17 protein-coding genes are annotated in these 22,809 nt (G+C 46.4%); 7 read left to right on the forward strand and 10 right to left on the reverse strand.

What is annotated here, in order from left to right:
* Positions 1-2 precede the first annotated feature (2 nt).
* The 4 genes from MY523_RS12735 to MY523_RS12750 are packed head-to-tail and all read right to left on the reverse strand — an operon-like array spanning position 3 to position 5,200.
* On the reverse strand, positions 3-2,189 hold the full coding sequence (locus tag MY523_RS12735) for a putative bifunctional diguanylate cyclase/phosphodiesterase (RefSeq protein WP_250655073.1): 2,187 nt from the start codon (positions 2,187-2,189) through the stop codon (positions 3-5).
* Entirely contained in the window at positions 2,186-2,704 is a 519-nt protein-coding gene (locus tag MY523_RS12740) for a Rab family GTPase (protein ID WP_250655074.1), read from the reverse strand. Before MY523_RS12740 ends, MY523_RS12735 begins: the two co-directional genes overlap by 4 nt.
* Entirely contained in the window at positions 2,701-4,644 is a 1,944-nt protein-coding gene (locus MY523_RS12745) for an OmpA family protein (RefSeq protein ID WP_250655075.1), read from the reverse strand. The genes MY523_RS12740 and MY523_RS12745 overlap by 4 nt, the downstream gene beginning before the upstream one ends.
* Before the next feature lies 1 nt (position 4,645).
* Entirely contained in the window at positions 4,646-5,200 is a 555-nt protein-coding gene (locus tag MY523_RS12750) for a hypothetical protein (protein WP_250655076.1), read from the reverse strand.
* 52 nt (positions 5,201-5,252) lie between these two features.
* On the opposite strand from MY523_RS12750, the gene MY523_RS12755 reads away from it, so the two are divergent.
* Positions 5,253-5,420 carry a hypothetical protein gene (locus MY523_RS12755; protein WP_250655077.1) on the forward strand — a complete coding sequence of 56 codons (168 nt, stop codon included), beginning with the start codon at positions 5,253-5,255 and terminating at the stop codon, positions 5,418-5,420.
* A gap of 81 nt (positions 5,421-5,501) precedes the next feature.
* Here MY523_RS12755 and MY523_RS12760 read toward each other — a convergent pair whose 3' ends face one another.
* Positions 5,502-8,120: an EAL domain-containing protein gene (locus MY523_RS12760; protein WP_250655078.1), complete on the reverse strand. Its 2,619-nt coding sequence runs from the start codon at positions 8,118-8,120 to the stop codon at positions 5,502-5,504.
* Positions 8,121-8,334: 214 nt separating this feature from the next.
* On the opposite strand from MY523_RS12760, the gene MY523_RS12765 reads away from it, so the two are divergent.
* Complete coding sequence (locus tag MY523_RS12765) at positions 8,335-9,723, forward strand: PilZ domain-containing protein (RefSeq protein ID WP_250655079.1); 1,389 nt, start codon at positions 8,335-8,337, stop codon at positions 9,721-9,723.
* Between the two features lie 9 nt (positions 9,724-9,732).
* Positions 9,733-10,236 carry a DUF302 domain-containing protein gene (locus MY523_RS12770; protein ID WP_250655080.1) on the forward strand — a complete coding sequence of 168 codons (504 nt, stop codon included), beginning with the start codon at positions 9,733-9,735 and terminating at the stop codon, positions 10,234-10,236.
* 71 nt (positions 10,237-10,307) lie between these two features.
* Here the strand turns inward: MY523_RS12770 and MY523_RS12775 are convergent, their stop codons facing one another.
* Both MY523_RS12775 and MY523_RS12780 read right to left on the reverse strand, forming a co-directional pair.
* Positions 10,308-11,417, reverse strand: a complete 1,110-nt coding sequence (locus tag MY523_RS12775) for an efflux RND transporter periplasmic adaptor subunit (RefSeq protein ID WP_250655081.1) — start codon at positions 11,415-11,417, stop codon at positions 10,308-10,310.
* Positions 11,404-14,763: an efflux RND transporter permease subunit gene (locus tag MY523_RS12780; protein ID WP_250655082.1), complete on the reverse strand. Its 3,360-nt coding sequence runs from the start codon at positions 14,761-14,763 to the stop codon at positions 11,404-11,406. The genes MY523_RS12775 and MY523_RS12780 overlap by 14 nt, the downstream gene beginning before the upstream one ends.
* A gap of 254 nt (positions 14,764-15,017) precedes the next feature.
* On the opposite strand from MY523_RS12780, the gene fabB reads away from it, so the two are divergent.
* From fabB to MY523_RS12800, 4 genes are all read left to right on the forward strand, one after another.
* Entirely contained in the window at positions 15,018-16,235 is a 1,218-nt protein-coding gene (gene fabB, locus MY523_RS12785) for a beta-ketoacyl-ACP synthase I (RefSeq protein ID WP_250655083.1), read from the forward strand.
* Between the two features lie 300 nt (positions 16,236-16,535).
* Positions 16,536-17,648: a hypothetical protein gene (locus MY523_RS12790; protein WP_250655084.1), complete on the forward strand. Its 1,113-nt coding sequence runs from the start codon at positions 16,536-16,538 to the stop codon at positions 17,646-17,648.
* Positions 17,649-17,803: 155 nt separating this feature from the next.
* A complete protein-coding gene (gene fnr, locus MY523_RS12795; RefSeq protein ID WP_250655085.1) occupies positions 17,804-18,565 on the forward strand; it encodes a fumarate/nitrate reduction transcriptional regulator Fnr in 762 nt (253 codons plus the stop codon).
* A 265-nt stretch (positions 18,566-18,830) separates the two neighbouring features.
* Positions 18,831-19,568 (forward strand): OmpW/AlkL family protein, encoded by a 738-nt coding sequence (locus MY523_RS12800; RefSeq protein ID WP_250655086.1) that lies wholly within the window; start codon positions 18,831-18,833, stop codon positions 19,566-19,568.
* A 103-nt stretch (positions 19,569-19,671) separates the two neighbouring features.
* On the opposite strand, the gene MY523_RS12805 is transcribed toward MY523_RS12800, so the two are convergent.
* The 3 genes from MY523_RS12805 to dnaB form a co-directional block, all read right to left on the reverse strand.
* A complete protein-coding gene (locus MY523_RS12805) occupies positions 19,672-20,070 on the reverse strand; it encodes a hypothetical protein (RefSeq protein WP_250655087.1) in 399 nt (132 codons plus the stop codon).
* 98 nt (positions 20,071-20,168) lie between these two features.
* A complete protein-coding gene (alr, locus tag MY523_RS12810; protein WP_250655088.1) occupies positions 20,169-21,263 on the reverse strand; it encodes an alanine racemase in 1,095 nt (364 codons plus the stop codon).
* Entirely contained in the window at positions 21,263-22,642 is a 1,380-nt protein-coding gene (gene dnaB, locus MY523_RS12815) for a replicative DNA helicase (protein ID WP_250655089.1), read from the reverse strand. Before dnaB ends, alr begins: the two co-directional genes overlap by 1 nt.
* Positions 22,643-22,809: the final 167 nt, after the last annotated feature.

The raw sequence follows: 22,809 nt of genomic DNA on the forward strand, positions 1-22,809 counted from the left end.
GTCTATTGATCCAGCTTGTTTTTATCGTTCAAAGACTTTATTTGTCGGTACGACTTAACCAATGAACTCACAGACAAGGGTTTATAAAACAAGTAACCTTGTACAAAGTGAACCTGACGGCAGCGAAGAAAATCAAACTGCTCGGCAGTCTCAACCCCTTCCGCGATCACATCAATATTCAGCTCATGAGCCAGGTTAATAACCGACGAGGTGATAGCCTGGCTTTCTCGATCCACTTGAAGCCCTTGTATAAACGAACGGTCAATTTTTAAATAATCTACTGGCAACTGACGCAAATAATTAAGTGACGAAAACCCAGTTCCAAAGTCATCAAGCGCAATCGTAACGCCGAGTTTTCTAATATTCTCTATTAGCGAAATAACCGTATTCAAGTCTTCAAGAAAACAACTTTCAGTTATCTCCAACTCCAACAATGGAGCAGGAAAATTAGTTTCAGTCAGCGTCTTCGTGAGTATTTTATAAAAGTCAGGGTGCTTTAATTGTTTAGCTGAGATATTTACCGCGATGCAGGCCCTCTTATTCTCGCCCAATAGATCGACACCTATTCTGCATGCCTGTTGCAACACCCAGGAGCCAATAGGGATAATAAGCCCGGAGTCCTCAGCAATCGCAATAAAGTCTGCCGGATGCAGCAAACCATGAACCGGGTGCTGCCAGCGAATCAACGCTTCTACCCGAACCTCCTCTTCTCCCGATATGCTGATTTGAGGCTGAAGATGAAGCACAAACTCTTGCCTGTCTACCGCATCAATCAGCTCCCTTTCCCGCTGTAACTTATGGGGAATATTGCACTCCATAGACGGGTCATAAAAACGCGACTGACCTTTACCCAACTCTTTGGCGGCGTACATTGCCAAGTCGGCCTGCCTGACCAACAGGGTGGGGTCAAACTGCTTTTCGAATTGAGTGGTAATACCAATACTGGCAGACATCAAAATCGACTGCCCATTTACAAATAGCGGCTCATGGATTGATGCTAACAATCGATCAGCAACAATACTTAGCTGGTTGACATCTTCGATATAGCGCACCAGCACAACAAATTCGTCCCCCCCCAAATGCGCAACAAAGTCATGATGCTTAACACAGCGAGAGATTCTCGACGCGATTGCGCTCAGTAAAAAGTCACCTGCCTGATGCCCTAAACTATCATTTACACGTTTAAAGTAATCCAGATCGATATACATCAGCCCTATGCCGTATTCACCGGCCAGGCCAGCCTCCGCTACATTATTAATGTGCCGCCAAAAGTGCCTTCGGTTGGGAAGATGAGTAGTAAAATCGTAGCCGCCATCCCCTCCTCCTGCGGCGTCCATATTTCGAAACTCACTGATATCATTGGCTACACAAACATAATGGGAAACACTGCCATCATCATCTTTAATAGGGCCTATTGTAAGGCGAACCCAACGATCAAGCCCGCCTGAACTCTTGCTTTCAAATTCACCCTCCCAATACGAGCCATTCTCGATGACCCGTTTCAGCTCAGGGTACTGTTTCTCAGCCTCACTGATCCACTGATCCAACAGCGATACGCGTTTCAGATCCGCCTCATCGCTTATTTGATAAATGTCTATCAGCGCTTTGTTAATGACTTCAATCTGACCACCGGGCTGACATATCATCACTGCAGAGGTATGACCCTTGACACTTTCAGCCACACTTTGGATCGAGGTATCCTGCAATATATGTCGCTCTATTTCGCTCTGTAGCTCGCGCTGACGTTGGTTGAGTTCTGATGCCAGCTTTTCATTTAACAAAGCGATATCACGCGCTTTTTGATACACACCATGACGTTCAGAAAATGAGGCCGTGTGGTTTTCGATGAGCAAAACAGCCTGACCATCAAGCTGACATGCCCTGGCTTCTAATTGATGTTCATAGCCAAACGGGTCTGTTTCAGTCCATATTCCTGAGCGAACGGACTCTGCATCTGTAGTCTCCCATACCGTGTCTGCATCAATTAAAAAGTTCTCTATGAACGGGAATGCAGCACACAAAGACGCACTGTCAATCTCTGCGCTGTTCTTCGGTAAATCGCAGGCAAGTAACTCTAAAAGGCTTCTGAACCATATGCATTGGTTGTTGATTAGCTGAAAAAAACCTTCTTCCTTTCTAACCAGCACCACAACGCCAAGTTCTTCAACGACTCCATCCAAAATACTCATGTCGATTCGGGCACTCCTGACCCAAGCCCCATTTTTTCAACGATCGTATCAAATGCCAATTCAACATTGTGGCCGGTTTTGGCACTTGTCTTAATGAGAGTAATCCCAAGCTTTTCTATTCCCTTCATATCCGAGTCACCTAACTTCCACTCATAGGTCAGGTCACTCTTGTTTAATAGCCCTACAACAGGTACACCGGGTAACTGCTCAGCAAGCAACTTCGATAGCTCTTCCGCCATATCAACGCTTGCTGGCCGCGTCCCATCCAGTACCAACAAAACCCCTGAAGCCCCCCTAAGATAGCTGGGTTTAAGCTCGGTAAACACATCAACCCCTTCGATATCCCAAATCATCAGCTGTACTTGGCCATCGTATGCATCCACTGTTTTTTTAGAGATTTTCACGCCGATCGTGGTAAGGTATGTATCGCTAAAAATACTTTCAACATAGCGACGTACCAAGCTCGTTTTGCCAACGGCAAACGGGCCTACCATGCAAACTTTTTTAGCGATCATTTTACCCACCACGAATCTCCTGGGTTAACGTCCTTTTCATCACCTTTTCCGGTAGGCGTGTCAGCACTCTGAGCCTGATTCGGTTGCCTTGTTTTATCTGAATACAGAACCTGAAGCGTTACTCTTCGCTGAGCCTGATCCGACACCACATCCAAATCAATATTGCCTACCCCCCAGGCAACAATAATATCAGACGACACAGCATTATCAGTCAGTATAGTCCTTATACTGTCTGCTCGCTGTTGGCTCACGGTATTATTTCCAAACGAAGATCCCGAGCGATCCGCAAAGCCCATAACGATAATCTGCAAATCGCGGATCCTCTCTGCGGCAGCAATGGTTTCCATCTCGTTGATGGCTGCAACAACCCCGGGTACTTTCAACACTTCATCTTCAGATAACCTGGACTCATTCGGTTCAAAATAGAACACTGTGCTCTGCACCTTCTCGACCAGTTGCTTGAATTTTTCCAGTTCTGTTTCCGTTTCAAGAACAGTAAGACCACTGAAGTCAGCCTCTTCATAATAGCTATTTAACACCTCGCTATTCATCAGCCGCTGACGTGTTGCTTCACTGACGTCCCCCTTAATACTCAGAGACTCACCCTGCGCAATAATGCTGACCTCCTCTCCTTCGGCAAGCAGGGAGTTTGTCATTGCCTCAACATCGATCACTGGTTTTTCCGACACCTTCTCAACCTGCTTTACCTCGGGTTTAGGCAATGGCCCCATGTGGACAACGGTCGCATCAATCAACACGGCTACACCTTTACCTTCACCTACACCTTCACCTTCACCTTCACCTTCACCTTTTAGTAGATTGTCGCGAAGAGTCGATGCAGGTCGTGACTCTGGGCTACGTAGCGCCTTGACATAGAGTTGATCGTTTTCACGCTTGCTCGATAGCACAGTATATCCCGGCTCGCGGCTAATCAGTTCCTCTGCTTTTTGGTATCGACTTTGGATACGCCAGCTTTCAATACTGTTTGCAACAAGGTAAGCGGCGACGCACAGCAATAATATCAGTGCCAACCAAGGCTTTTTCTTTTCTTTCTGTTCAACCTTCTGGGTTAGCAGGCATTCTGACAGGATCGGAGTGGTCTCATCAAATTCCGCGCGATCCCCCTCAAAGTGAACCAATTGATGGTCAAATTGCGCATGAACCGTCTCAATTGTGGTATTGGCTTTCAGGGCTAACTCATCAGAGGCCGAACCTCTGACGGCAACGGCCAGAACAGCATGAGGCCCTACCAAAAGGTGGAGTTCCAGGTCTCCGAATCGAATGCGTTCAAGTGTTTCTTTTCCCGCAGAGAACGAGTCAGAAACAAAGTCACTGATTGCGGTCAGCATGCTTGATACCAGCTCAGGGTCTTGTGTTTCCACCTCAGATGCGGTGACAGAGTTTAACAATAGACCGGTTTCCCGATGTACCAGCAAAACTTGCTCAACACGGTATTCAACCGTCTGCAGCAAAACATATTGCGCATATGGCATGCCTGCGCGCCAGGCACGCACTCGCCAATTAAGCGAACCAAGGGTTAAGCTCTGTTCGAGCAGGGTATTCAGTGACTGGACCATTTCAGCCAGCGCTGAGGCAACCGCTTTACGAATTGCAGGCCCTATAATAGGAAATAAAATATTGGTAATACGGGTAGGGTTTTGTTCGATCGATTGCTCAATTGCTTTGTCGACAACAGGCGACAAAGCCTCACCCAAATCTGTTTGGGTGCTGAGCCTAACCGCTTTCGGTAGCACCTCTGAAACGCGTTCAGCATCTTCTTCTTTGGTGATATAGCGATTCAATGCAGAAGAGTACTCCTCCCCCAATAACAACCGCCGCAATTTCAGGTAGTTGTTATCTGGCTCCGTTTCTTCCTCCGAGCTCTCAGCGTAACCTTTGTCTATTTCGCCAATAGACGTTTTGCCTTGAGATTCTGACATATCAGCTGGGTTCACCTTCCAGGCTATTCGCCATGTTTACCAGCAGCTCTGCAAGCGTCTTTCTATCAGTTTTTCTGTCAGACAAGTCTCCCTTAGCACTGCCCAGCTTTTCAAGCACGTCTTTGTATTTTCCTTCCATATCTGCAGCAAGCTTTTCTGCTTCAGAGAAAAGTTGCGCCTCGAGCGAATCCTGCGCGGCAACAGTCTGCTTTTGGAATGCGTCCAGGTCTTGCTGCAACGTCGAAATTTCGCCCTCTAATAAGGCATCTCGATTTTGCGCTTCTTCATTTAACTTGGTGACATGCGCCGACAAATCATCCAACCTGTCAGTTAAATGAGTTTTCAATTCTTTAATTGAGCGAGTAATTTGCCGATCCATTTCTGCAAACTGCTTTTCATTATGGTCACTCAAGTTTTCAATGGTTTGTCGAACTTCTGCGACCTGCTGACCAAACAGTAGCTGTTGAATTTCCCTGAGTTGGGCTTGCGGATCCATGATATCTGGAGACACGTCAGCACTTTTTTTATTGCTTTTTTTTGTAGTAGAAGCACTCATTTGCTTACTTTACTCCTTCAAATTAAACAAGATTCTGACGCGGCCGGTAGACATGCCACTCCCTCGACATACACGATATTTGGCACAAGCAGCACAACAAACCGTGTTCGACCAATACTTCGATCACTACATCTATCAATACAATGAGGGGGAAGGAGGCAACATTGAAGCCGCATTTCCTGATGCTAAGCTTAAGTATAGCCAATACTCAGAAATGTGAAGGGAGGGAGAGCAACATTTATACAGCCCCGCAAAGATTTAGCGAATAACGAGTAGCCTCATACGACAAGAACTGTTTTAACTAGTCAGCGTTGAGAATTCGCGCGATAGACCTGATATTGCTGTGTGACTCTTTTTCAAGCCAGCTCAGAAAGGCCTCTTCAGGCATTGGCCGCCCGATATGATAACCTTGAGCCACATCACATCCCAGCTTTTGGAGCTGCAGCATGGTTTCCTGATCTTCTATGCCTTCCGCCACAACCGTTAGCCCCAGGGTATGAGCCAGATTAACCGTCATTTCAACAATCTTCTGGTTCTGTGGGTTTTGCAACATATCAGAGACAAAAGAGCGGTCTATTTTTAACTCATCAACGGGTAGTTGGTTTAGGTATGAGAGCGATGAGTAACCGGTACCAAAGTCATCAATGCTGAGTTTAATACCCAACGCACTGAGGCTATTAAGAACGCTCAGCGCTTTATCCGGGTTATCCATCATCGTTGTTTCTGTCATCTCAAACACGATTCTTTCAGGCGCGACACCATATTCAAGCAGCTGATCCAATGTATTTTTGACAAAGTTAATTTCAACTATATTTTTGGCTGAAATATTCACCGAGAGCTGAATGTTATGCCCCAGCCCCTGAAACTTTTTGTCATATTGCAGCACTTTTTCAACCACCCATGCAGTCAACGGCCTGATCAAGCCAGACTGCTCAGCGAGAGGAATAAACTCATCAGGCCTGACAAACCCGTGCACATCATGACTCCAGCGAATAAGTGCCTCAGCCCCCACCACTTTTGATGTCGATAAGTCGATCTGTGGCTGAAGGAACAGTGCCAGTTTGTCGTTCTCTATGGCCTTTGACAGGTCGCCCATCAGAGATAGTCGACGGGTGCTGTAATAGTTCTGATCCGGTGAGTAAGTGGTTATCTTTTGTGATGCCTTTTTTGAATTTTCAAGCGCGATAGTCGCGTGTTGCGCTAAAGCATCCAGATCCTGCCCATGAATAGGGAACAACGCAATACCTGCAATCGCATCAATATCAATAAACATGCCCTCATGCTCGATAGGCTTTTTCATAACGCTCAAAAGTTTTTCAGCGACATAGTTCGGGGCCTGCGTGTCTGAACTCATTTCAACCAGTACGCCAAAGCTAACCCCATCAAGAACCGATAGAAAATGGAAATAGTCATCCGTTCTATCGACAGGTAAAACATGATCTACCCGCCCCGCCTCATGCGCCAAACGGTCAGAGGCTCTGATTAGTAGAAGATCAGCATTACTTTTACCCAGCGTTTTGTTTATTTCGTGGAAGCGGTTAAAGTGAATGACAACCAACCCAAACGATTTAACGCCACCACCGGGTTCGGTCTTTAAATCTTCGATGCGCTTATACAGTGACGTACTATTGGGCAGAGAGGTGAGTGAGTCATAACTTGCACGTTCCAGCAGTCGCTTCTCCGCCTGTTGCCACTTTAATATTGTCTGATGCTTTGACTCCAACGCTTCATATTTCAACATTCTGTCTACTTTAATTCGCTGTGCCAGCCCTAAAGAGAGCAGAATAACCTCTGCTGCTGAGCCAAACTGCATCGCGCTTTCGGTAAAAAAGTTAGTTGGAACCATTCCGAATACGCTCGACAAGTAGATTAAAATGCCACTCAGAAAAAAGGACCATGCGATTAAAAAGTAAGGGGCTGTCGGGCTACCTCGCTTCAGCGTTTTTAAGCCAGTAGCAATCAACACAAGCGAAAAGAGTGCGGCAATAGAGCCAGACATCTTTGGAAAACTGACATCGACAAAAACAACCCCAATAAACACTGCGGCCGCCGATATAAATGTTAGGCCAACAATGAACTTATCAAACGTTGGGGTGAGTTTTCTGGTTCCTAAAAAGGAGCGGGAAAACTGCAGCGCGCCAAAAACGGCGAATACGCTAAAAATTAGCAGCGCGTGCTGGTTTAAACTCTCGTTACCGGGCCAGAATAGTTGAAACCCCAGCCCATTTAGGAACAATACCGTTCCCAGTAACCCAACCAGATACATCACATAAAAAATGTATGTAGGGTCTTTCACTGAAACATAGAGAAACAGGTTATACAGTGTTAGCGCCAACAAGATCCCGCAAAATATGCCCCAGCCATAAGAGCTTAATGTTTCCTCTTCGAAATAAACCTGTGCAGGCCATAAACTCAAAGGAATTTGTATGGAGCTATCTGACGCAACCTTTAACCATATCTCATATTCGGTATTACCGATGTTCTTTAGCGGGTAAGCAAAGTTCCGGTAGTGAAGAGGCCGGGAACTAAAAGGCTGGCTCGTGCCAGTTTTTATATGCTTAACCCCTTCTGCTGTTCGAATATAAAAATCAATATGCTCGAGTGGAGCGTAGTCTAGCGAGACAACCCAGTTCTCAACGTCTGCAATGGCGTCGGAAAACACGAACGACGCTCTAACCCAGTACACCGAATCACTAAAACCAAAGTTCAGCGTCCCCTCTGCGTTTTCTTTCATCTGTCCTTGGCGGTGCAGTTCAGTCAACTCATCAAATGTTAACGTGCCTGTCGCGTCTTCGTAATAGGAAAGATGAACATTGAGGGGTACTCGCTGGTCGGCAGTTGAAACAACAAAGGCGTACGCAGGAAATGAAACAAAACAGATAACCCATCCTAAGCACAGGTTACGCAACAATACATTCATGTTTGGGGTATAGGTTACATTTTAGTGTGTTATTAGTTCACGCCTGTAGAAAAAAAAACAATTCAGGCGAATATTCAATCTGTTACACTGAATTATAGAGCTATTTTCTAGAAAAGATGCCCTAATTAATGAAAAAATAGAAACAGTGTCACGGATGGCCTCTTTTTTGAGACGGAACGCAGTAACAATTATTCCAAAGTAGAAGATGTATCCCATGAATAGTCTAAGGAAAGAAGAAAGAAAAGAAGAGCGGCATAACATTTATTTGCCATTGGTGCTGGAGTCTAACGGGTCTCGTATCGTGGCACGCTCCCGAAACCTGTCTACCGGCGGCGCAAGCATCTCTTTGGTTGACCCGGTTAATACTGAAGATATTGATGTACAGGGCTCGGTAACCATCAGAACGCGAACTGGCAATATAAAGACCTCGTATGAGATCACCTATCGGAAAGAAAATACTATAGGTATTCGTTTTTCTGATATTTCAACGCCAAACATTGAAGCAATCAACCACTCTTTAAATGACAAGCCAATAGGTGATCCTGTTGTGCTGGCCTCCAATGAAGATGAAAAACCTGAAGCGCTTAGAACACCTTGGGGCAATTTGAAGCGCCGCAGCTGGATTTTACTGAGAATAACTTCGATTCTCACCGCCAATTTATTCTGGCCAATTCTTAAAAAGGTCGTAAACCCAGAAGTTGTTTTCGCCGTATATGGAACCCGAGGTGATCAACGGGCCTATGTTCCTGACTGGTTTCGCCGCTTTTTCCCTCCCATCGCGGTTGCCGCTTACATAAAAGACAGATCCTCGCGGGGCGTGATGGTCTCTTCAGTCTATTCAGAAGAAGAGCTCGCATCTGACTCTGATAAAGTTCGAAAATATATTTCAGATTTGCAACGAGAGTTTCCAAACGTTAAACGTTTTGCACTCGTCGGAAGGCTCCCGGGCTTCAGCATGAAGGCAGGAATAGACATTGTTCCGCCACTTGTTGATGGCTCCTATGGTACCCGTTTTGCTATGAACGAGTCTGCCAATCAAATTGCACACAAACTCGGCGTGAATAGCAAAACTCAATCAATTGCGATACTCGGAGGGGCAGGAAGAATTGGAGCCAGCCTGATTGAGGATTTATGCCACAATTTTCAGTCAGTAATCGCAATAGACCCCCGTTATACGGAAGAAAAAACCACCATTATTAACGGGTCAAAAGTACTCTACACCAAACGAGGCGAGCGGCTGCGTGAAACCAAATTAATACTGGTGCTGACCGCAAGGGGTAACGATATACTGCCGATGATCAACCATATGACACCAGGCACCATTGTGGCAGACGATACCCACCCATGCATTAAGCGCCCTGCCCGGGCACAGCTTAAAAAACAGGGTGTTGAACTATGGAAAACCGTCGTCACCAGTGATGATTACAATATGTATCCAAGAATGCCTAATTTCCATAACAACAACATACCGGGCTGCTTGCTTGAAGCGCTGGTATTAAACGCAACAGGAGACCAGGCACTCAGCTCTCCCCAGACATTCTTTGACGAAGCGAAGAAGTGCGGCTATAAGACACTATTAATTCGCCACCCGGATGACTCTTAAGGAGCCTCTATGCGCACCCTTTTGCTTTGTTTGATCTCAGCTCTCGTCTTCTCTTCATCTGTTCTGGCGGCTCCGCAAGCACCAGACAGTGACCGGGGACTCATAAATATCAAAAGCCATCATGACGTAAATGCCACGGCAGATAGGCTTGTTGACGTTTTAGAAAAGAAAGGCATGACTATTTTTGGTCGAATAAATCATTCAGAGGGTGCGCAGAAAGTTGGCTTGGTTTTGCCACCAACAGAGCTCGTGTTATTTGGCAATCCCAAAGTTGGAACGCCGCTTATGCAGTGTGGCCAGAGTTCAGCAATCGACCTGCCGCAAAAAGCACTAATCTGGGAAGACGACAAAAAGCAGGTCTGGTTTACCTACAATGATCCCGCTTATATCGCGAAACGCCATAGCATTGATAGGCATCGCATTGATGGGCATAGCATTGATGGGTGCAGTGAGATTATCAATAAAATAACCAAAGCCCTTGCAAACTTTGCTCAGGCAGCCACTAAACCTTGATAAAAGGCTCGGCCACTCTTATTTGTTCACAAAGAACCAGCCTCTTTTTTTTCAATAAGCGGGGCGCTCAATTACAGCGTTGGCGTCAGCAACCGCTCGCCTTCCGAGAGCCCAGCTAATACCTGTACACGCCCGCCCTCCAAGGGTTTACCCAACCTTATAAAGCGACGGACGCGTTGGCCATCTCTCTCCACCCATACCAGATTCAGTTGACCCACCTGAACCACCCAACTCTCAGGAATAACAACCATTTTCTCAACGCTCGACGGAATTAACATGCGAGCGTACATACCCGGTAACAATGATTTTTCGTATTCGATTCTAACCTTAACCATAAAGCTACGTGACCCGGTATCTGCCGCTGGCACAATCTCTTCAATCACCGCTGCAAGTTTTTTCTTAAGCGACGGAATGCTTACTTGAAGCGACTGGCCCACATTGAGCGATAGCGCCAGTTGCTCTCTAACATGAGCCTCAACCCTCAAAGATAATGGGTTGTATAGCGACAACAATGGAGTGCCTGGTGTAGCCGTATCGCCCGGCTCGGCAAAACGCTCCACCAGTCGACCATCTATCGGTGCGCGAATATCAGTGTAGCCAAGTGCAATAGCGGCTTCCTGCTCCAGCTGACTGGCTCTCGCCAATTCCGCGACTAAAGCCTTATGGTTTGCCCGAGCCCGGTCTAAATCAGCCATGGCGACCAAGCGTTGATTACTCAACTTCTCTACTCGAACCAGGCTTTGCTCCGCTTCAGTCAAACGCGCTTTAATCGCCCTACTATGCTCTTTTGCTTGCTCTGCCTTGGCTTCCAGATCTGTTTTCTCTAGTGACACCAAGACTTGACCCTTTTTGACGCTATCGCCCGCCCGCGCATGAACATGGGTAATTCTTGCCAATAGCCGGGATGATACCAACGTCGCAAACTTGGCCTCGACCGAACCAGGAACAGGCTCAAAAACCGTAAGACTCTGCTCTCGAACCAACATCACATTTTGGTGTTGACTGCGAGCATCTTCCAGGTCGTTCAACCCTGGACTAATTTTTTCGCCAAACAACCCCGCCATCCAGGTCACTATCAGCAATAAGACACTGACCGCCCCCAAAGGAGCCAACCATGCTTTAATACGGCCAGTTTTGATTAAAGCCTTTTGTTCAGGTGCTTTTTTATCATTTTCGGGCATAAAGTAACTCCCCTTCTTTTTTAACGGGTTTATCAAATACCAGTAGATAAACCACAGGTACAACAAGCAGGGTAAACACTGTAGACGCGACAATGCCAAATATTATGGCGAGCGCCAAACCGCTGAAAACCGGGTCAAGAATAATCACCAGATTGCCTAACATTGTAGTTCCAGCTGTCAAAAGAATAGGCCGGATGCGAATAGATACGGCCAGTATTAACGCCTCTTTCATGGGTAACCCATTAGCTCGCGCCTGGCTGATATATTCAATTAATATCAACGAGTTTCTGACAACGATACCTGCCAATGCAATCATGCCGATCATCGCTGTTGCCGTGAAAAGTACCGGTTCAGGTGCGCCGGCTATTTCTCGCTCACCGAACTGATTTAGCAACCAGAAACCGGGCATAATACCGATAACCGTCAACGGTATGGCAGACATAATAATAAGTGAAAGGGCTGATGAGGCTGTCTGAGCGCGCAGCACAAAAAAGATGGCCACCAATGCAAAAGCAAACGCCAGCCCCATATCTCGAAATACATCGACCGTAATCTTCCATTCGCCTTCTCCGCGCCAGCTAATATCTGTTCCTTCAGGTATAGTCCATAGGTCTCCCGCCCCACTGGTTAGATAGCTGCGCTGTTGCCAGTCAGAAGTGGGGAGTGATTGATCAGCAAAATCTGTTGCTTGTTTAGCAAAAGATTGATCTGCATTAACATCAGCAATAACTTCGGCAGGCGTTCGCCCCGATAGCTCTGCCGTCACATACACGACCGGTTTAAGGTCTTTTCTAAATATAACCTCATCCGCATTACCAGGTTCAAACTGCCCCAGCTCACCGATGGGAACAAGCGGTTGTGGGGCAATTTTAAGGCCTTGTGCGGTACTGGATTGCACGACGCCCGAACGCCCACGCACCTGTAAACGCTCAAAGTCAGTTAGCGAGCTTCGTTCCTGAGGGTCCAGCCTCAAGACGATCGGCAGCGGCGAAGCGTCCATAGGTTGTCCTAGAAAACCGGCTAACAGGCCATTGTTAGCCATCGCCAAAGTGTTGCTGATATCGTCAGTAGAAACGCCTGAAAGCGCCGCTTTTTGCTTGTCAGCTATAAACCGTAAACGTTGACGAGGCACCTCAACGGTCGAATCAACATCAACAACAAAGGGTTCTCGCTGCAAGCGCTGCATAAGCGCGATGGCGGCTGTTTTTTGCGTATCATAAGCGGTTAACGTATCACCATATATTTCAGCAACGATAGTGCTAAGCACAGGTGGCCCGGGAGGCACTTCAACCACTTTAATCTGCACGTCATTCTCTATCAAAGGGGCTAGCAGCGCTCGCAACCTGAGAACAACATCATGGGATTGATGCTCACGCTCAGTTTTATCTACCAGCGTTAGTCGCAAGTCAGCCAGATTAGGGGCAGACCGTTGATAGTAACGCCTGACCATTCCGTTAAAGTCCATTGGTGATGAGTGGCCTACATACGCGGCAATGGCACTAACCTCAGAGACCCGACTCACCTGTGCAGAGACTCGCCGAGCCATATCTGCGGTACTCTCAAGGCTGCTGCTCTCCGGCATATCAATAAGAATCTGTATCTCATTTTTATTATCAAACGGAAGAAGTTTAAGAGGAACCATTCTCAGAACCGGTAGCAAAGCGGCCAAAATGAATAACACCAATACCAGCCAAAGCGCCCATTTTGCTTTTCGTCGGCTATTCAATAGCGGCATGACACACCACCGATACCCCTTCAAAAGCACTGAATCAGGCTTGTCAGCAGCGACCGGGGGAGCTGTATCAGCACTGCTCGTTGACAGGAACTTGCTGGCCAGCCAAGGTGTAACAAAAAACGCCACCAATGTGCTGGCCAGCACACTAACGGGAACATTAAACGCCATGGGTGCCATATAAGGCCCCATCATCCCGGTAATAAACGCCAATGGTACAAATGCTAAAATAATCGTTAACGTAGACATCAACAGGGGAGAACGTATTTCAGAGACAGCGGCTACAATACGAGACTTAATATCTCCCTCCCCTGTTTTCATAAAACGAGAGATATTATCAACGCCGGTAATAGGGTCATCGACCAGTAAGCCCAACGAAAGGATCAGTGCAAACAGTGTCACGCGGTTAATGGTGTAACCAAATGCCATATCAAGCGCAAGGGTGATGCCATAGCAGATAGGGACAGCCAACCCGACGACCAGTGCAGAGCGCCAGCCAAGGAAAATGCCAATAAAGATCACAACGGTAGCAACAGCAAAACCGAGACTCGATACGAGATTGTTGACTTTATCGTTCGCTGTGTCGCCATAATCTCTCATCACTTCGATATCGATCTCTGCGGGTAACAGCGTGCTTTTGAGATCGGCTATTGCCTGATGCACATCCGACGCGACCTGAACAGCATTACTGCCTTGCTGCTTGGCGACACTGATGCTCACCATTGGAAATCCGCTATGCGCTGCTTCGAAATGAACATGTGCGGGGGCGAAGTCAATCCACGTATAGCCATCTGCTTCTGCTGGCCCATCAACAATGTCTGCAACGTCTTTTAACAAAATTGGCGTGCTATCAATCACATTGACCACCAGGTTTTCCAGCTCTTCTGCCGTCGCAACAACGTCGCCACTTTCAAGCACAATTGATCGATTGTTATAAACCCACAGGCCTGCACTTTGAAGCACGTTGGACGCCTCAATCGCACTGACTATGTCGATAGGGGTTGTTTTTCTTGCGGCAAGACTTTCAGGTTTAATTAACACCCTGATGTTTCGTGGTCGGCCACCAACCACTTTTACTTCACTTGTAGAAGGGATTCCTTGTAGAAACGTAGATACATCTTCCGCAACTCGCCTCAATTCGTAGTCAGAGTACAGTGACGAGTCTCGGCTCCATAAAGCAAGAACCATAATCGGCACATCATCTACTTCTATAGGCTTCACCTGCCAATTTTTAACAACACCAGGGATATCTCCCTGATTTGAATAGAGCTTGTTATAGGTATTTAATATTGATTTTTCACGATCTTGCCCAACAAAAAAGCGAAGTGTTACCGCAGACTTGCCCGTCATAGAGCTAGAGTAGACATTTTCAACACCTGGAATCTGAGCCAGCAGCTTTTCCAAAGGCGTGGTCACTTGCCGTTCAACTTGTTTTGCACTCAGTCCGGGCACATCGACAAGAACATCAACCATCGGAACCACTATCTGGGGTTCCTCTTCTCTTGGCATGAAGGTAAGCGCCAAACTCCCCATAACCAGAGATATCACAAAAATAAAGAGCGGAGCCGCGCCCGTTAATGTAGACCTGACCAACTCGTCAACTGGATGCTTCATAAGACCAATACACTAATAAAAACCATATATAATCACAAACAACCATATATAACCATATAGATATACTAATATTCAAGCACTTCCTTAATCAACGGACTTAAATATCCGCCTCTCCCCTATTAGAGTCGCCCGATAGACACTGCCATACCAATACATATTGCACTTAGCCTGCTAAATAGACTTTTGTCATATTTATTAATAGCAGTAAATTTGGCTAAAATAGGCGAATCACTTCATTGATCTTGAGAAAACCAATGCGAAGAGTTGTCGTTACAGGCATGGGAATTGTTTCATGCCTTGGAAACACTAAAGAAGACGTCCTAAAGAGCCTGAAAGAAGGCAGATCAGGCATTCGTTTTAATGAGTCGTATCATGAGAAAGGGTTCAAGAGCCAGATTTCAGGCTCTGTTGACATTGATAAGGCATCATTAATTGACCGGAAGTTGCTGCGGTTTATGGGCGACTCTTCTGCGTTTGCGTATATCGCCATGCAGCAGGCAATTCAGGATTCCGGCTTGTCAGCAGATCAGATATCCAACCCGAGAGTCGGATTAATAGCCGGGTCTGGCGGGGCATCCTGTGAGAACCAGGTAAATGCGGCTCAAATAATGGAAGCAAAAGGGGTTAAGCGAATCGGCCCTTATATGGTTCCCAGAGTTATGGCCAGTACAGTCTCGGCCTGTTTGGCTACCGCATTCAAAATAAAAGGGGTTAACTACTCAATATCGTCGGCGTGTGCAACAAGCTCCCACTGTATTGGGCATGGTATGGAGCAGATACAGTCTGGCAAGCACGATATTATTTTTGCTGGCGGCGGCGAAGAAGAACACTGGACTCAATCCATGCTGTTCGACGCAATGGGCGCACTCTCAACTAAATACAACGATGCACCTGAAACGGCTTCGCGCCCATTCGATGAAAGCCGTGACGGCTTTGTTATTGCTGGCGGGGGTGGAATGCTGGTGCTCGAAGAACTGGAACATGCTAAAAAACGAGGCGCGCCTATTTATGCAGAGTTAGTAGGCTATGGTGCCTCGTCAGATGGATACGACATGGTGGCACCTTCTGGAGAAGGCGCAATACGCTGCATGCAAGAAGCATTGGCGACCGTCGATAGCCCCGTTGATTATATTAACGCGCATGGCACCAGTACCCCGGTTGGAGACGTATCAGAACTGCGGGCGGTAAAGGCCGTTTTTGACAGCAATGTTCCCCCGGTATCTTCTACCAAGTCACTCTCCGGCCACTCGCTGGGTGCGGCTGGCGTTCATGAGGCGATTTATTCCCTGTTAATGCTTGAGCATGGGTTTATTGCAGCCACCGCCAATGTGACAAAATTGACAGAGGAATCAGAGGGAATACCGGTGATTACCGGCAACGCGATAGAGCAAAAACTAAATACTGTCATGTCAAACAGCTTTGGCTTTGGCGGCACCAATGCAACGTTGGTATTTAGAAAAGTAAGCCACTAGGCTTTATTCATCCATAGGGGGCAAGACATCCCCTATGGATGCTATTCCCTCCCCTGACTACGCGCCCATTCCTGCCCCCCATTGATTTACCAACCACTTACCACACATTCTTTTTCCGAAAGAGACCTTTGCACGACGTTATGAGCGAAGTAGTCATGCAAAGGTTTCCAAAAATAGCACATCAATAGGTCTATTGATGCAAATCAACACCCCTATTACGTCGTTGAGTAGACTACAGTTTCCAGATTAGATGTTAGTGAGTATGCCACCCTCGGGCGTTGAACAAATTTAGGAATAATAATGGGATCTCCATTTGAGAAGATTACCCCAATAATAGCTGACCACCGAACACTACAGGATGTTTTTGGGGATAATGCATACCCAACAAGCCGCACTATGAGACAAATTTTTTCACACAAAGACTGGCTATTTTGCACAAATAGTTTCCGATATGACTCTCCGGACAAGCCAGGTCTATTCGTTGAAGACAGAGGGTTTAGTCTTCAGAGCTATACTGACATCATTACCAACAGCAACAGAACAAACTCTGAACTTGCATTAAGCTTGTCTATGCCGCTGCAAAATACGTTGTGCAGTTTTCCTAAGCAAAATAACAGCACCACAAGCAAAATCACCCCGGTTAGAAATTATATCGACCACCTGCTCCATGAAGTTCGTTTACTGAGTGACCTAATCCCCAGAACTCGCCGCATTAATTATATTCACTGGCAGGGGGAGATTGCTCAACTGCTAAGCCCGGCAGAAATGACAGAGATTATGTATTCGCTCAATAAAGCCTTTACGCTACAAAATGAACAAGAAGGCACCTATGTCATTGAACTGGAGAAAGTGCCTGCGGATGATGCAATTATTGCGCTGATAAAAGGCTTGGGCTTTAACCATATTTGCCTCGGCACCCAGAACAGGGATCAAGGCCCTATTGATTTTGATTTTTTAGCCGACCAGGTAAAAATATTCAAGCAGTATGGCTTCAAAACGGTCAACGTACGATTTCTTACCAGACAACATGAGTCATGCGAACAGCTCAGTGAAAAACTGGAAGGGTTAATTGGTATCGACCCGGATACCATTTACTTAATAGACGAAGAAGAGCGTCAATCAGTCCTTTCAGGCGTCGAAGCCGAAGAGACAACCACCTGTGACTGTCATAAAGAGTTTGAAAACAGGCTTATTGAAGCAGGGTTCCAGAAACTGAATCATGTTAAATTCTCAAGGGACAATTCAGTGTCCAAGGGTATATCCGGTGATTTAGTTGGCATAGGTTTAGGCGCGACCAGCCTAATTGAAAACTCGTTTTCTCATAACGTCGACCAGCTTGATCAGTACTACCAGAAACTACAAAGTGGTCAGCTGCCTTTTGGTTATGGAGGTTATATCCGCCCCAAGTACTAACCCTTATTAGACTAAAGTATTAGTTCCTGCAATTTGCCTCCTTATCCTTCTATATCTAGTAAGTTTATATGCTAGAATTGCCTCATCTATGTTCCAAAAAGCATAAAAATTGATTATCCTGATGGAATAAAAGCTATTAACCGAGTAAAGCGAAGATGAGTGAGAAAATAGCAGCTATTGATCCGCAACCAGCAACAGGTATCCATCAGTCCTGCTTACAGTGCAGTCTGAGCAACCTGTGCATTCCAATTGCAGTTAACAAAGATGACATTGATCGCCTTGAAGACCTCATAAAACAAGGGAAGACGATCAACCGGGGAGATCATATTTTCAAGGAGCACTCCCCCTTTAAATCTTTATTTGCAGTTCGTAGCGGCGCAATTAAAACCTACTCAGTTACCGAAGATGGTGAAGAACAGGTAACCGGTTTTTACCTCCCTGGAGAGATAATTGGTCTCGATAGCACCAATACAGATTCGTACAGCTGTTCAGCAAAAGCACTTGAACGCGCCAGCGTCTGCGAAATTCCTTTCGGCCAACTCGAAACACTGGCTGCTAAAATCCCAACACTCCAGCACCACTTTTTTTCGCTGATGAGCAAAGAGATTCAGGGCAGTCGGCAACTCACCATGCTGCTTAGTAAAAACACCGCTGAAGAGAGAATAGCCTCCCTGTTACTAAGCCTTTCCAGCCGATTCAAGCTACGCAAGCTGTCCGGCACACAGTTCCGACTCCCTATGCCCCGAAATGATATTGGCAACTATTTGGGACTTGCTGTAGAAACAGTAAGCCGGGTATTTACCCGTTTCCAAAAAAGTGGGCTTATTTCAGTTCAGGGGCGAGAGGTCATTCTTGAAGATATGGATGCACTTGTAGATATCGTTAAAAATCACGGCAAGTGTATGAAAGGCGAATAAATTCACACCTCCCCTCCCCGAAAAAGAGGCTTAATGCCTCTTTTTTTATATCTACTTATTAGTTACTCAAAACAACACAACAAAAAAATACCTCCTTATAGGTATCTTTAGTTAACTTGATTTATCTCATTTTATTTTCATTTCTCACACTTGCCACCAATAGCCGATATTATTTTATTGCGATATGTCAATTTAACAAAATTCACCATAGCTACACTGCGCCCATCACAACTTAATCACTTCGAAACTCAATCAGGGTAGCTATATGTTAAAAAATGCATTAACTTCATCTCTTGTTGCTGGTTCACTATTAATTAGCCAATCTGCTTTTGCTTATGAAGCAGGAGATATTTTCATTAAAGGCGGTATCGCAACTGTCGATCCCCAAGAATCCAGCTCAGACATTGTTATAAATACCCCGGCTCTGGGCCCTGCCACTGGTGCAAAAGTAGGCCTGAATTCTGATACCCAATTAGGATTAGTATTCAGCTATATGGCGACCGACAGAATCGGTATTGAGCTACTTGCTGCAACACCATTCAAGCACGACATTTCTGGCGCTGGCGCAATCTCAGGCGTTGGAAAACTGGGTGACACCAAGCACCTTCCACCAACGCTCAGTGTGCAGTATTACCTGGCAGAGCCAGACGCAAAGTTCCAACCTTATGTTGGAGCCGGTATCAACTACACTATTTTCTTTGACGAAGGAACTACAGATACACTAACAAACTCAATTGGTGCATTGGCAGGCCTGACTGGTACGCCAGGTGTGGTAGCCACAAGCACCAAGCTTGATATTGATGACTCAATTGGCGCTTCGCTACAAGCGGGTTTTAACTATGAAATCACAGAAAATGCCGGGCTAACCGCAGCTGTTTGGTGGATCAACATCGATGCCGATGCTGAAATTACCGCGCAAACCAATGTGGGAACAGTAAAAGCAAATGTTGATGTTGAAGTAGACCCTTACGTTTACATGCTAGGCGCATACTATAAGTTTTAAGCCTACAGTAAGTTTTAAGCCAAACACCAATAAGAGAACCTGGCCTTTAACAAGGTCAGGTTTTTTATTTAGAGATATTGGTTAAGGTCTACCCTTAAAGTCTTCAATCTTCAGACTCTATAACACGAAGAGCAAACAACCCACCCAGAAACGCAAAGAAAGCCCCCAGTACAACCATAACAACCGCCATCAATGTAATGCTACTATTTTCTGCCGAGGAAGTTACCGAAGCAACGCCCGCTAAGAAGCCAACAGCTGCGGCGTGCCACGCTTGCTTTTGATTTGCAATCGTACCTGTTAAAAGCCCTCCAAATGCCATCGTCAGGCAATAAACCAGCATTGCAAAGATAAACCAAATTTCTTGTTTATAGGTTGAGAAAAATACATAGTCACTCGCTGCCATGCCTATGTATGACGCTAGCAGCACATAAATAGCCTGGCCGAACAGCCCCACCAAGATCGTCACTACCAACCCGATAATAAGCGCTTTCCAACTGATCATTGAATTTATCCTGAAAATGGGAATTATTGTAAAGCTGAAGTGTATATTAGCGAGTGCTGGAAGGAATTGACTTACTACAGATCACTCAAGTTAAGATGTCACTCTTCGGAATATAACCTTGGCACTCTTGATGTAACACCCGTTAGCAGCTCATAGCCAATCGTTCCGGCAGACATAGCAACCTCGTCGACTGAAACGTTCTTGCCCCAAAGCTCGACGGCATCCCCCACTTTGGCATCGGGGTGATAAGTAAGGTCAACCGTCAGCATATCCATTGAAACACGACCTATTAGCGGTACAACGCGGTCCCCCACCCATACAGGCGTACCTGTTTCGGCATGACGCGGGTAGCCATCACCATACCCCACCGCAATGGTACCCACTTTGGTTTCGCGACTCGCACGCCACGTCCCACCGTAGCCCACGCAATCCCCTGCATTCACTTCATGTATCGCCATAATACGTGACTCAAGCGACATGACTGCGGCTAACCCAAGGGCTTCTGAGGATAAGTGCGGCATAGGTGAAGAACCATACAGTATGATTCCGGGCCTGACGCAATCAAAATGTGCAGACTTATGGGCGAGCAACGCTGCGGAATTGGCAGCAGTCAACAATAACCCCTCAGACATTGAGCCCAGATTATTAACCACCGAACTAAACAGCGCCAGTTGTCGCTCTGTTTCTGTAGTCTCTAACTCATCGGCGCTAGAGAAATGGGTCATAAGCCCTACAAGCTTAACCAACGGGGTCTGCTTAAGCCTGTAGACCAACTCGCGCGCCAAGGCGGGCTTGAACCCCAACCTGTTCATGCCGGTATTCAACTTGAGCCAGACAGCGACAGGTTGATTAACCTCTGTAAGCGCGTTTAGTTGCTCAAGCTGATATTCAGAGTGAATAATCAACTGCAGTTTGTGCTCCGCAGCTAATAACACCTCTTCAATCGAAAAGGCCCCCTCCAGCACTACCACAGGGTTATCAATTCCGTTTTTCCTCATTGCTATTGCCTCATCGACACAGGCGACAGCTAGAGGCGCATCAGGGATTGCTCGTGCGATTTGACAGATACCATGACCATAACCGTTGGCTTTAATAACCGCAACACATAACGCGTCTCCGGCCAGCGTTGAAGCCAGCTGGTAATTTGCTTTAAAAGCGTTAAGGTCTATCTTGGCAAAGGTGGGTCGGGTCATTAGAACTCGCCATCGTAATCAGTGTGGGCAAGATCCTCAAACTTGGTAAACTGCCCCTGAAAGGCGAGTTTGATGGTTCCTGTAGGCCCGTTTCGTTGCTTACCGATAATAATCTCGGCAATCCCCTTATCAGGGCTATCTTCGTTATAGTAGTCATCACGATAGATAAACATAATAATATCGGCATCCTGCTCAATTGCGCCTGACTCTCGCAAATCCGAGTTGATAGGACGCTTATTGGGTCGCTGCTCCAAACTTCGGTTAAGCTGAGACAGTGCCACAACCGGGCATTTCAACTCTTTAGCCAGCGCTTTAAGCGAGCGAGAGATCTCAGATATTTCAGAGGTTCGCCCCTCGGTATTCCCAGGAACCTGCATAAGTTGCAGGTAATCGATCATGATCAGGCCAAACTCTCTTTTTGTTTCACGGGCAATCCTCCGCGCCCTTGAACGTACCTCAGTCGGGCTCAAGCCAGCAGTGTCATCAATATAGAGCGGTTTGTCTTTTAGCAAGCTAACCGCTGACGTCAAACGAGGCCAATCATCCTCCTCCAACTTACCACTTCTTACACGCCCTTGATGGATACGCCCCATAGACGACAACATACGCATAACAATCGCATCTGATGGCATCTCCATACTGAATACCAGTACAGGTTTACCCGCTCCAAACAAGGCATTTTCAACCAGGTTCATCGCAAAGGCCGTCTTACCCATAGACGGCCTTGCAGCCACGATAACCAGATCTGATGGCTGTAGCCCGCCAGTATTGGCGTCTAGATCTCTAAACCCGGTCGTCGTTCCCGTCAGCGGATCATCGGTATTGAACAACTCATCGATGCGCTCAAGTGTTTGTGTCAGAATTGGGTTAACATTTTGAGGCCCCCCCTCAGATGCTCTAGACTCTGATATCTGAAAGACTTTACGCTCTGCTTCATCTAACAATTCGGAACTCGTTCGTCCCTGAGTGTTAAATGCAGAGTCGGTTATTTCTCCAGAGGCTGAGATCAGTTTTCTGAGAATAGCCCGCTCACTAACAATTTCAGCGTAGGCTCTTATATTTGATGCACTGGGCGTATTCTTAGCCAAATCACCCAAATAAGAGAGTCCGCCAGCATTGGTTAGTTCTCCGAGCTTTTCCAGCGCCTCAGACAGCGTAACAACATCAAGTGGCTGTCCTTCGCCAGCCAGCCTTGCAACAACCCTGAAAATAAGACGGTGTTCATGTCGATAAAAGTCGTCCTCAACCACCTTATCAGCCACTACATCCCATTTACTGTTATCAAGCATAAGACCGCCTAAAACAGACTGCTCAGCTTCGATTGAGTGAGGGGGGACTTTAAGCTGACTCAGCTCTGTATCAGAATTCATATTATTCATGATTTACCGCAACAACTTCCTGGAGCATAGATAGGGAGAACATTTAAGCGTGACAAAACACATCAGGCTATTTTAATGCGTCAGTAAGAGAATTAAAAACAAAAACATACCGCTGAAACAAATACGGCCCAAGGGTTCGCTAAAGCTTATCACTTTAACAACCCTTG

The organism is Alkalimarinus coralli (assembly GCF_023650515.1).
GTDB lineage: Bacteria > Pseudomonadota > Gammaproteobacteria > Pseudomonadales > Oleiphilaceae > Alkalimarinus > Alkalimarinus coralli.

Excerpts from the sequence above, each read along its gene's own strand:
- MY523_RS12735 (WP_250655073.1), bottom strand. The coding sequence starts at position 2,189 with ATGAGTATTTTGGATGGAGTCGTTGAAGAACTTGGCGTTGTGGTGCTG.
- MY523_RS12740 (WP_250655074.1), bottom strand. The coding sequence starts at position 2,704 with ATGATCGCTAAAAAAGTTTGCATGGTAGGCCCGTTTGCCGTTGGCAAA.
- MY523_RS12745 (WP_250655075.1), bottom strand. The coding sequence starts at position 4,644 with ATGTCAGAATCTCAAGGCAAAACGTCTATTGGCGAAATAGACAAAGGT.
- MY523_RS12750 (WP_250655076.1), bottom strand. The coding sequence starts at position 5,200 with ATGAGTGCTTCTACTACAAAAAAAAGCAATAAAAAAAGTGCTGACGTG.
- MY523_RS12755 (WP_250655077.1), top strand. The coding sequence starts at position 5,253 with ATGCCACTCCCTCGACATACACGATATTTGGCACAAGCAGCACAACAA.
- MY523_RS12760 (WP_250655078.1), bottom strand. The coding sequence starts at position 8,120 with ATGAATGTATTGTTGCGTAACCTGTGCTTAGGATGGGTTATCTGTTTT.
- MY523_RS12765 (WP_250655079.1), top strand. The coding sequence starts at position 8,335 with ATGAATAGTCTAAGGAAAGAAGAAAGAAAAGAAGAGCGGCATAACATT.
- MY523_RS12770 (WP_250655080.1), top strand. The coding sequence starts at position 9,733 with ATGCGCACCCTTTTGCTTTGTTTGATCTCAGCTCTCGTCTTCTCTTCA.
- MY523_RS12775 (WP_250655081.1), bottom strand. The coding sequence starts at position 11,417 with ATGCCCGAAAATGATAAAAAAGCACCTGAACAAAAGGCTTTAATCAAA.
- MY523_RS12780 (WP_250655082.1), bottom strand. The coding sequence starts at position 14,763 with ATGAAGCATCCAGTTGACGAGTTGGTCAGGTCTACATTAACGGGCGCG.
- fabB (WP_250655083.1), top strand. The coding sequence starts at position 15,018 with ATGCGAAGAGTTGTCGTTACAGGCATGGGAATTGTTTCATGCCTTGGA.
- MY523_RS12790 (WP_250655084.1), top strand. The coding sequence starts at position 16,536 with ATGGGATCTCCATTTGAGAAGATTACCCCAATAATAGCTGACCACCGA.
- fnr (WP_250655085.1), top strand. The coding sequence starts at position 17,804 with ATGAGTGAGAAAATAGCAGCTATTGATCCGCAACCAGCAACAGGTATC.
- MY523_RS12800 (WP_250655086.1), top strand. The coding sequence starts at position 18,831 with ATGTTAAAAAATGCATTAACTTCATCTCTTGTTGCTGGTTCACTATTA.
- MY523_RS12805 (WP_250655087.1), bottom strand. The coding sequence starts at position 20,070 with ATGATCAGTTGGAAAGCGCTTATTATCGGGTTGGTAGTGACGATCTTG.
- alr (WP_250655088.1), bottom strand. The coding sequence starts at position 21,263 with ATGACCCGACCCACCTTTGCCAAGATAGACCTTAACGCTTTTAAAGCA.
- dnaB (WP_250655089.1), bottom strand. The coding sequence starts at position 22,642 with ATGAATAATATGAATTCTGATACAGAGCTGAGTCAGCTTAAAGTCCCC.